The organism is Actinomycetota bacterium (genome assembly GCA_013152275.1).
In the GTDB taxonomy this organism is placed as follows: Bacteria; Actinomycetota; Acidimicrobiia; order Spongiisociales; family UBA4744; genus BMS3Bbin01.
This window is the reverse complement of sequence record JAADGS010000050.1, coordinates 7,092-16,939: the sequence shown is the minus strand read 5'-3', so window position 1 is coordinate 16,939 and position 9,848 is coordinate 7,092. Positions and strand designations below refer to the sequence as shown.

The 9,848-nt window shown below is 65.1% G+C and carries 9 protein-coding genes; 1 reads left to right on the top strand and 8 read right to left on the bottom strand.

Features of this window, described 5'->3' with window-relative positions; genetic code table 11:
• The first annotated feature begins 292 nt into the window (after positions 1–292).
• Positions 293–2,431 carry a pyruvate, phosphate dikinase gene (locus GXP34_08955; protein ID NOY56102.1) on the top strand — a complete coding sequence of 713 codons (2,139 nt, stop codon included), beginning with the start codon at positions 293–295 and terminating at the stop codon, positions 2,429–2,431.
• Between the two features lie 73 nt (positions 2,432–2,504).
• Here the strand turns inward: GXP34_08955 and GXP34_08950 are convergent, their stop codons facing one another.
• The 8 genes from GXP34_08950 to GXP34_08915 all read right to left on the bottom strand — a co-directional run bounded on the left by GXP34_08950 (position 2,505) and on the right by GXP34_08915 (position 9,589).
• Positions 2,505–3,332, bottom strand: coding sequence for an LLM class F420-dependent oxidoreductase (locus GXP34_08950; protein NOY56101.1), 828 nt, complete (start codon positions 3,330–3,332; stop codon positions 2,505–2,507).
• Complete coding sequence (locus GXP34_08945; protein NOY56100.1) at positions 3,329–4,228, bottom strand: histidinol-phosphatase HisJ family protein; 900 nt, start codon at positions 4,226–4,228, stop codon at positions 3,329–3,331. The genes GXP34_08950 and GXP34_08945 overlap by 4 nt, the downstream gene beginning before the upstream one ends.
• 162 nt (positions 4,229–4,390) lie before the next feature.
• Positions 4,391–5,617: an MFS transporter gene (locus GXP34_08940; GenBank protein ID NOY56099.1), complete on the bottom strand. Its 1,227-nt coding sequence runs from the start codon at positions 5,615–5,617 to the stop codon at positions 4,391–4,393.
• 34 nt (positions 5,618–5,651) lie between these two features.
• Complete coding sequence (locus GXP34_08935; GenBank protein NOY56098.1) at positions 5,652–6,506, bottom strand: MBL fold metallo-hydrolase; 855 nt, start codon at positions 6,504–6,506, stop codon at positions 5,652–5,654.
• A gap of 27 nt (positions 6,507–6,533) precedes the next feature.
• Positions 6,534–7,319, bottom strand: a complete 786-nt coding sequence (locus tag GXP34_08930; protein ID NOY56097.1) for an SDR family oxidoreductase — start codon at positions 7,317–7,319, stop codon at positions 6,534–6,536.
• 53 nt (positions 7,320–7,372) lie between these two features.
• Positions 7,373–8,326 (bottom strand): transketolase family protein, encoded by a 954-nt coding sequence (locus GXP34_08925; protein NOY56096.1) that lies wholly within the window; start codon positions 8,324–8,326, stop codon positions 7,373–7,375.
• Complete coding sequence (locus GXP34_08920; protein ID NOY56095.1) at positions 8,323–9,189, bottom strand: transketolase; 867 nt, start codon at positions 9,187–9,189, stop codon at positions 8,323–8,325. Before GXP34_08920 ends, GXP34_08925 begins: the two co-directional genes overlap by 4 nt.
• Positions 9,190–9,220: 31 nt before the next feature.
• Positions 9,221–9,589, bottom strand: coding sequence for a cupin domain-containing protein (locus tag GXP34_08915; GenBank protein ID NOY56094.1), 369 nt, complete (start codon positions 9,587–9,589; stop codon positions 9,221–9,223).
• Between the last annotated feature and the right edge of the window lie 259 nt (positions 9,590–9,848).

The window sequence follows — 9,848 nt, the reverse complement described above, 5'->3', positions numbered from 1 at the left end:
CAAAGCCCCGAGGCCACTTCCCCTGCTAGGGGAAGCAAGAAGTGGGGTCGTTCCTCGCCCAGACCGCTGGACCTGCCAGGAACAGGCTCTACCCCATCGACCTCGGCCAAAGCCCCGAGGCCACTTCCCCTGCTAGGGGAAGGAAGAACGTGGCCCCGCCGGTAGTGTCCATTGTCCCGAGGAGAGTTGGCTCGAATGGCGGCTTCATTGGTTCTCATCTCGATTCCAGGTTGACGCTGGGATGGGAAGACGCGTAGGCTCGGGTAATCGATTATCGAGGATCGGAGAGAACGTGGCATACGTCTTTGCTTTCGACCACCCGCACGATCTGCCACATGCCGAGGTCAAGGCCCTCATCGGGGGGAAGGCGGCCAACATCGCCGTCATGGCCAACGAGCTTGGTCTTCCGGTACCTCCCAGCTTCACGATCTCGACAGAGGCGTGCCGGGCGTACCTGGCAGGGGGCTGGCCGGAGGGACTCGACGAGGAGATCCGCGAGCACATGCGCCGCGTGGAGACGGCCGTGGGGCGCCGGTTCGGGGATCCGACAGATCCCTTGCTCGTGAGCGTCCGCTCCGGAGCGCCGGTCTCGATGCCTGGGATGATGGACACGATCCTGAACCTGGGTCTCAACGACATGACGGCTCGGGGGCTCGCCGCCGTATCGGGTGACAGTGCGTTTGTGGACGTCTGTCGGGATCGCTTCTCGACGATGTATCGGCAGATCGTCGGTGTGGAGGTCGTTCCCGAGGATCCGTGGGAGCAACTGCGCGGTGCGATCGAGGCGGTCTTCCGTTCCTGGAACTGTGGCCGGGCCAGAAGCTACCGTGCCCGCGAGGGCATCGCCGACGACCTTGGGACGGGGGTGACCGTACAGGCCATGGTGTTCGGCAACCGGGGCTCCGATTCGGCCACCGGTGTCCTGTTCACCAGGAACCCGGCGACCGGGGAGCCTCGCCTCTATGGCGACATCCTGTTCGATGCACAGGGCGAGGATGTCGTCGCCGGGACGAGCCAGACAGAGCCGATCGCCGTGCTCGATGAGCGGATGCCCGCGGTTGCCGAGGACCTGCGGCGATACGCCCACACGCTCGAACACCACTTCGTCGATCTGTGTGATATCGAGTTCACGATCGAGCAAGGTCGACTCTGGCTGCTGCAGGTCCGGATCGGCAAGCGGAGTCCACAGGCCGCGCTGCGGATCGCGGTCGACATGGCAGAGGACGACGACTTTCCCCTCTCTCGCGCAGAAGCTGTCCGCCGGGTCGCTCGCCACCTGGATAATCCCCCTACCACGGTTGGCGAGCGGCCCGCGGACGTTCCGGTCGTCACGACCGGCCTCGCGGCATCTCCAGGGGTGGCATCGGGCGAGATCGTCACGACACCCGAGGACGCCGTCGCCGCGGCCGATGCGGGTCGGAGCGTGATCCTCGTTCGTCGCGAAACGTCACCCGATGACGTTCACGGCATGGCCAGGGCGGTCGGAATCCTGACTTCGACCGGTGGCCTCGCCAGCCACGCGGCAGTGGTCGCACGAGGATGGGGGATCCCGGCGGTCGTCGGTGCCTCCGCGGTGAAGGTGGGGGAGGGGACGATCTCCATCGGCGATCGCGTGTTCACCGCCGGGGACATGCTGACGATCGACGGCGGCAGCGGGGAGGTATTCGCCGGCGCGGTCTCGAGCAGCGCGACGGTCGTTCCCGAGGCGACGAAGCTCCTGTCCTGGGCTCAGGATCTCGGGATCGAGATCCCAGCCTCGGAAGAGGGCGGCGAAACCTCGGAGGAGGGCGGCGAAACCTCGGAGGAGGGCGGGCCGAGCGTCGATGCCGTCGTTCGGACGCTCGTCATCAAGGGCTTTGTGACAGCTGAGGGCATCGCGTCCGCGTTCTTCACGACAGAGGAAGGGGCGAATCAGGTTCTCGAGCGGATGACCGCCGACGGACTCGTCGAGTCCTCCGGCGGCATGTTCCAGCTGACAGCGGAAGGCAAGACGCTCGGCAGAGAGCTGATCATTGCCGATCAGGAGTCCTGGGGCGTGGAGAATGCCATCGAGGCACTCGATGCATTCCTATCGCTCGACCACCGGACAAAGGGCATCGTGACCGCCTGGCAGATGCGTGAGGTCGACGGCCGGCAAGTGTTGAACGATCACTCCGACGCGGCCTACGACGCATCGGTGCTGGCCGAGTTCGGTTTCCTGCACCAAGATGCCGCCGCGTTGCTCCAGTCGCTCAGCGACGGGCTCCCTCGACTCGGCTTCTACCTCGAGCGGCTGGAGCGGGCGGCGGGTCTCGTTCGCGGCGGCGATCATCGCTACATCGCCTCGCCCAGAGTGGACAGCTACCACGGCGTCTGGTTCGAGCTTCACGAGGACCTGATCCTTCTCGCCGGTCGCAACCGGGCCGACGAGGTGGCCGCCGGCCGCGCCTGAGCGTCGCGGGACGAGGCGGCAATCTCGGAGGACGCCCGGCGCCGCGCCAAGAGACGTCGAGGATGGGGCAGGGCTATCGGACCACCTGCGCGAGGCTCTCGGCGTACGCTCCCAGCGTCGCCGGATCGTGAGGTGGCGGGAAGTGGACGATGATGTGCTGGGCTCCGGCCTCCCGATAGGCGGCGGCGAGTTCGGCGAAGGCGGCCGGCTCTTCACCGGCCTCCGCCTTCACCGAGATCTCGATCTCTGACGGATCCCGCCCGATGTCGGCGCAGTGGGCGTGCAGCACCTGGATCTTGTGACGGAGCTCCGCCGGCTCTCCGAACGGGAAGTTCCACTGGTCGGCCCAACGTGCGGCGATACGAAGGGTCCGTTTCTCACCCTTGCCCCCGATCACCAGTGGCTTCTGTACCGGCTTCGGTTCGCACCTGGCGTCCGTGAGCCGGTAGTGCGTTCCGATCAAAGTCGTGGTTTCGCGTGTCAGGAGGCTGTCGATGATCTCGCAGGACTCTTCGAGCCGGTCGAATCGCTCCGGCCAGGGAGGCAGGGGTATCCCGTAGGCCGCATGCTCCTCCTCGCTCCATCCGGCGCCGAGACCGATTTCCAGACGACCTTGTGATGCGACGTCGAGCGTCGCCGCCATGTTCGCGAGCAGCGCGGGATGCCGGTGCGTGTTCCCGCTGACGAGCACACCGAGGCGCAGCCGGTCCGTCACCCCTGCCAGATAGGACAGCATCGTCCATCCTTCGAAGCAGGGTCCGGTGGGATCGGAGAAGATCGGGTAGAAGTGGTCGAAGGTCCAACCGGCGGAGTACAGATCGATGCGATCGGCCTCGAGCCAGAAGTCGATCATCGGTCGCCATTCCGTGTTTTGCGGTCGGGTCTTGAACGACACTCTCATGCGTCGTCTCCCGTTGGATGTGGCAAGGGCATCTCGTATCTCTTGCGGTCGGAGAAACGCAGATGATGGGTGTATCCGGCGGCTCTCGCGGCGCGTACGACCGGGATGTGCCCCCAGCCTGCCTCGTCGGGGATGTGGGCGTCGCTGGCGAGCGTGATGGGAACGCCGGCCGCGCGAAAGCTCCGAAGGAGACGCGGGGCGGGGTAGATCTCGCCAACCGGTTTTCGCAGGCCGGCGCTTGATACTTCGACGGCGACACCGCTTGCGGCCGCGGCGGCCACCAGTGGCGTGTACAGGTCGTCCAAGGACCCCTTCGGGTGGATGCCGAGCTTCTTGACGAGGTCGGCATGGGCCAGAACGTCGACCATTTCCGAGGCGGCGAGCTCGGTTTCCAGTTCGAAGTACTGCTCATAGGCGCGCCGTACGCCGCGCCTGGCGAACTCGGGGGCGGCGCTCGGGCGGTCGATGGACCAGGCACCTATCCAATGAACGGAACCGATGAGAAAGTCGAAGGGATAGCCCGCGAGCAGATCCAACACGGAGTCGACGGTTCCGGGCTCGAAGTCGACCTCGAGGCCGAGCTTGACGGGGAGCCCGCGTTGCTTGGCGTCGAGTACGACGTCGACATACGCCTCGAGTGACAGGTTGCGCTCCAGTGTGACGTAGCGTTCCATCTCGGCCGACAGGCGGGGGTCGGGGTCGTGCTCCCACCAGGTGCCCAGGATCGGAGCGGATTCGACGCACCGGTAGAGATGCTCGGTGAAGCCGAGCTCGGTGACTCCTCGGGACAGCGCCGTCTCCACGTATTGGTCGATGTAACCGGGGGGATAGACGCCCATTGGTGGTGAACCGGGCGTTGGGAAATGGGGATGCAGGTGCAGGTGATAGTCACTCATGATGGGAACCCGTTGGGCTGTGGATCCGGTGGGTCACCGGATGGATCGACAGGCGTTGCGTGGCCGGCCGTCCGTGGAACGAAAGGGTGGGAGTTCTCTGCGGCTCTCCATGGGTCCCGGTGAGCCGTTGTTCTCGAAGCATCGGAGATGTCTGCTCCGCGTTCATGTTGCGGCCCGCCATGTCGACGCCGACCATAGGTGTGTGTGGCGGTGGCTGCGCACGAAGAGGATGATGGCGGCTGCTCCGACCAGTGCCGCTCCGGTCATCCACCAGGCGGCCGTGAACGAGACCGTGTCGGCCACGAGGCCGAAGACGGGAGGGCCGATCGCCGCTCCCAGGAAGACGCCCGTCTGCGTGATGCCGGTGGCCGTGGCGGGTGCCTCGGGGTTGTCTTTGACGACCGCGAACGTGAAAAGCCCCGACCATCCCCATCCGGCACCGAACGCCAGCACGCCGCCGAGGATCAGCCCGGCGTGCGTCCCGAGGGCGATGCCGGCCACGCCCAGGGCACCCACGGTCAACATCGATGCAACGGCGGTGAGGTCGGCGCGGTCGGTCCGGTCGATCAGCCATCCGGCGACCAGACGTGTAGTGATGCCGGCCAGGCTGCCGCCGGCCAGCAAGAGTCCGGCGGTGCTCTCACCGAAGCCTGCATGCACGGCGTAGGTGACGGTGAACGAGGCGAGAGCGTTGATTCCTCCGATGCCCAGCATCGCGGCACCGGCGAGAGCAATCAGCAATCCCAGAGGCGTGCTCGGGCGCCCGACCTGCTCGACAGGGCGGTTCGGGGAGTCGACTTCGTGGTCGGCGGGTCTGAGGGGGACCGCAAGCGCGGTCAACAGGGCGAGAGCCGACCCTCCCCAGAACGCCCATTCCCATCCGACCGTCAGTGCCACTGCCGGCACTGCCAAGCCGCCGAGGAAGATCGCTGCGGGAGCGGACGCATGCTTCGCGCCGAACAGGAAGCCCCGGCGCCGGCTGCCGACGCAGCGGGCAACGGTGAGGTTTGCAGCAGGTTGCGCCAGCGAAATCGCCAATCCACCGAGGACGAGCCATGCGCCGAACGCGACGGGTGTTGGCGCGGCGAAGGCTATTCCGGCCAGCGACACGGCCGCCATGAAGCTCGACAGACGCAGGCCGCGAGCCCAGCCCACCCGTTGGACCAGCGCCCCCATCAGTGGGGATCCCAGCGTTGAGGCGGCGAAGAAGACCCCGATCACCACGCCCAACCCGGTAAGGCCGAGCCCGATGCCGTTGCCGATCTGGACGGCCAGACCGGCGGTCAGGAAACCTGGAAGGACGCTCACCGTCACTGCCGCAAAGGCCGGGACGACCGCTCGCCAGGCCACGTGGACAGACGAGACGGCAGAGTGGGACGGTGCGTTCATTGCACGCTCCTCGAACGGCCGTGTCGCTCCGACTTCAGACCGTGGTGAGTTTGTCGTAGAGGGATCCTGCGTTGAGGTTCTGGATGAAGTCCATCATGTACTCCTGGCCGATGTCGACCGGGCACCGATCCGAGAAGTTGACCCGCTCGATCGTCTCCTCCTTCGACCAGCCTTTGGCGATGCCGATCGCCACGGCCGTCTTCCACTCGAGCAGCACGGACCGCTGCACGTCGAGATACGACTTGGTCGTGACGGGCCCATGACCCGGAACGATGTGATCGACATCGAGTGCCCGGACCGTGTCGAGGGCGTCGAGCCACTGGTCCACGTTCGAGGTCATCAGCCACGTCTGACATTGGGAGAAGACGGTATCGCCGGTGAACACGACTCGTTCTTCCGGGACGTGCACCGCCACCTGGCCGGGGGTGTGGCCCGGAGTGTGAAGCAGCTCGAAGGTGTGGCCTCCCACTCGCAGTGTCAGATTCTCGGAGAAGACGATCTGGCCCTTGTTGGGGTTCGAGTAGTACTCGTCCCGATCGGGGAAGATGGCCTCGCCGTCCGGGTCGTCGGTCGGGATCGCTTCCGCAGCGTACGCGAAGGGGTCCAGTTCGGGGCTGACGACCATGAAATTGTCGTAGACGCCTTGGTGGTGCACGACGGTGCCGGCGCCCTTGAAGTAGTAGTTGCCGAAGATGTGGTCGACGTGATGCTCGGTGTTGATCAGGTAGCGGATCGGGCCGTGAGATTCGGCCTCTTCGCGCATGGCTACCGCCTTGGTGGGGAGCTGGGGCGTATCGATGACGACCACGCCGTCCGATGTCGTCACATAGCTCGGGTTGCATCCGCGGAGCTTCGTCTCCGTGAATACGTTGGGTGTGACGTTCTGCATTTCTCTGGGTCTTCCTTTGATTGGTGGTTACTGCGTGGCGGTCAGTCCGCCATCGATGGTGAGGATCTGTCCGGTGATGAACGACGAGGCTTCCGAGCAGAACAACAGGCTCGCGCCGACCAGGTCCGCGGTCTCACCGACCCGGTTGAGCGGGATGCGGTTGACGACGCCGGCCTTGAAGTCGGGATCTTCCAACAACATCGCAACCTGGGGTGTGTCGATGAATGTCGGGGCGATCGCGTTTACGCAGATTCCGTGCCGCGCCCACTCCGTGGCCCACTGGCGCGTCAGTGAATCGATTGCCCCTTTTGCGGCCACGTACGCCGAGTAGCCGGCATTGATGCCGAGTTGGCCCCGGACCGATGAGATGTTCAGGACTTTGCCCCCGTGCCCGGCTTCGATCATTGCCTTGACCGCCGCCTGTGTGGGGAGCACGGTGCTGCGAACGTTCAACTCGAAGATCCAGTCCCATTCGGGAATCGGGTAGTCCTGCGCATCGAACAGGACGTTGCCGGCCCCGCCTCCGACCGCGTTGACGATGATGTCGAGGCGGCCCCACCGGCCGGTGGCCTCGGCCACGGCACGGTCCGCCTCTTCCTTCTGTGTGACATCGGCCGCGATCGCCAGGGCCTGGCCGCCGGTATCGAGCACTCTCTCGGCCACGACCTGGGCACGCTCCGCCGATCGGCCCACGATCGCAACTCTGGCGCCGGCCGCTGCGAGTCCCTCTGCAATCGTGGACCCGATGCCACCGCTGCCACCGGGAATGATGGCAACCTTGCCGTCGAGCCTGAAGATATCCAGTTGGCTCACTTACGTTCCCTCCACCTTCTCCAGTTCCATGCCTCTACCGACCGTCCCTCCGGTCACGCCTTGTGAGAGCGGACCGTCTCACGGACCGCCTCGGCCGTCTTCGACGGCGAGATGCCGTACTTCTCGAGGAGAGCCGCGTCGGGCCCGGACTCTCCGAACACGTCCTGCAGACCGTGTCGCTTGACCGTTACGGGATGGTGCTCCGCCAGAGTCTCGGCGATCGCCCCGCCAAGACCGCCCACGATGGTGTGCTCCTCCGACGTCATCACCAGGTCCGTCTTCGCTGCGGCGCTCACGATTGCGTCGACGTCGAGTGGCTTGATCGTCGGCACGTGGACGAGGTGCACGTCGATGCCCTCGGTTGCCAGTGTTTGCGCGGCCTCGTACGCGCGGACGCTCTGCAAACCCGTCGAGAAGACGGTGATGTCGGACCCTTCTCGAAGGGTGACCGCCTTGCCGATCTCGAACTCGTAGTCGTCATCGAAGAGGATCGGCGAGTTGGGGCGGGTCAGCCGCAGGTACACCGGACCGGGATGGTCGATGATCGCGGGCAGCGCCTTGCGGGTCTCGATCTCGTCGGCGGGGGCGATCACCGTCATGTTCGCCATTGCTCGCATGATGGAGATGTCATCGAAGATGAGGTGTGTCTTGCCGGTCATCCCGGCAAGCAGACCGGCGTATCCGCCCATCAGTTTGACGTTCAGCTTCGGCTGGGCGATCAGCACCCGGATCGAGTCGTGTGCCCGAGAGACGATGAAGCAGGCAAAGGTGCTGACGATCGGGATCAACCCGAGCGTCGCCATGCCGGCTGCCATGCCGAGCATGTTCTGTTCGGTGATCCCCATCTGGAAGAACCGTTCCGGATGCTCGTTCTCGAAGAAGTCCGTCCGGGTGGAGCTCCCGGTATCGCCGTCGAGGACGACAAGTCGGGGATCGGTCCTTGCGAGTTCGGCGATCGTCTCACCGAAGGCCACTCTGAGCGCTTTCCCCGGTGCGAGACTGGTCATCGTTCACCGGCTTTCGTGTCGCCGAGTTCCTGCATCGCGATGGCGAACTCCTCCTCGGTCGGCACCCTGCTGTGCCATGTGTAGTTGTCCTCCATGTAGGAGACCCCTTTGCCTTTGATGGTGTGGGCCACGATCGCGACGGGGCTTCCGGAGACGGCCCGGGCCTTCTCCACGGTGTCCAGGAACGCTTGAATGTCGTGACCGTCCACCTCCAGCACGTGCCATCCGAACGCCTTCCAGCGGCCGGCGAGCTCGTCTCCGACGTACGGGGTGAGGCGTTCGGTCTCCGTGTCGCCGCGCCAGCCGAACTGCTGGAGGTTGTTCTGGTCGATGATCGCCACGATGTTGTCGAGGTGATAGCGGTTGGCCACATGGGCCCCTTCCCACACGATCCCCTCGTTGCACTCACCGTCGCCGAGCATCACATAGGTGGTGAAGTCCTTGCCCAATGTTCGGGCCCCGAGGGCGATGCCGAGTGCCCCGGCGAAACCGAGGCCGAGCGAGCCGGACGACATGTCGACACCCGGGGTGATCGTCATGTCCGGATGGCCTTGCAGCCTGGAGTCGATCGAGTCGAACGTCGCCAGCTCCTCCATGTCGAAGAAGCCCCGCATCGCCAGGATGGTGTACAAGGCGATGGAGCTGTGGCCCTTGGACAGCACGAACCGGTCTCGGTCGGGCCAGTCCGGTTCATCGGGCCGAACATTCAGAACGCGAAAGTAGAGGGTGGCCAGCATGTCGATTGCCGAATAGGGGCCGCCCACATGGCCACCTTTTGCATGGGCGACCGCTTTGAGAATCTGGATACGAGCCCTGCGGGCGATGTCGGCGATCTCGGCGATGGTCGGCTCGGCTGTCTTCATTCGGATCTCGGTTCGGGCGGTGCGCTCACGTTCATTCGTTCTCTTTCTCGTATGAGCCGGGAACAATAGGTGGAGAGAAGGCGGTGACCATCTCCAGGGGTCCGGGGCCGCGGGAAACGGTCTGGTGGTGCAGACCCGGCGGAATGTACACGCAGGTGCCGGGTTCGAGGATGGCCGTGCCCTCGGGTGTCACCAGCTCACCCTTGCCCGAGACGATGTAGATGACTTCTTCCTCGGTCGGGTGGACATGCCCCTCGGGGGCCGAATCTGGAGGGAACACCGAGTAGCCGACGGTCAGATTCCGGGCATCGCCGATCTCCGGGCCGATGTAGTGCAGCCAATCCCTGCCGGGCAGATTGAACACCCGCGCTTCTTCTCTCGTCACGGCTTTGAGTTCCACCGTCACCTCCACGGCCAGGTCGATCGGACACACCCGGGCAAATCATCGATTATCGAGTATTTACGATAGTCGGGCCCAGAGATACCGGTCAAGAGGTGGGCCCCATCGCTTCGAGACCGGTCCGATCGACAGGAGATCCCTGCGGAGCCGGGCGTATGGCGGCCACATGGTCGGCTCCGGGCGCGTGCACGCGTGCGATCGCCGCCCGGAGCTTTTCGTGTGACCCGTGAGCGGCGACGTCGTCGACGAATCGGTCGCT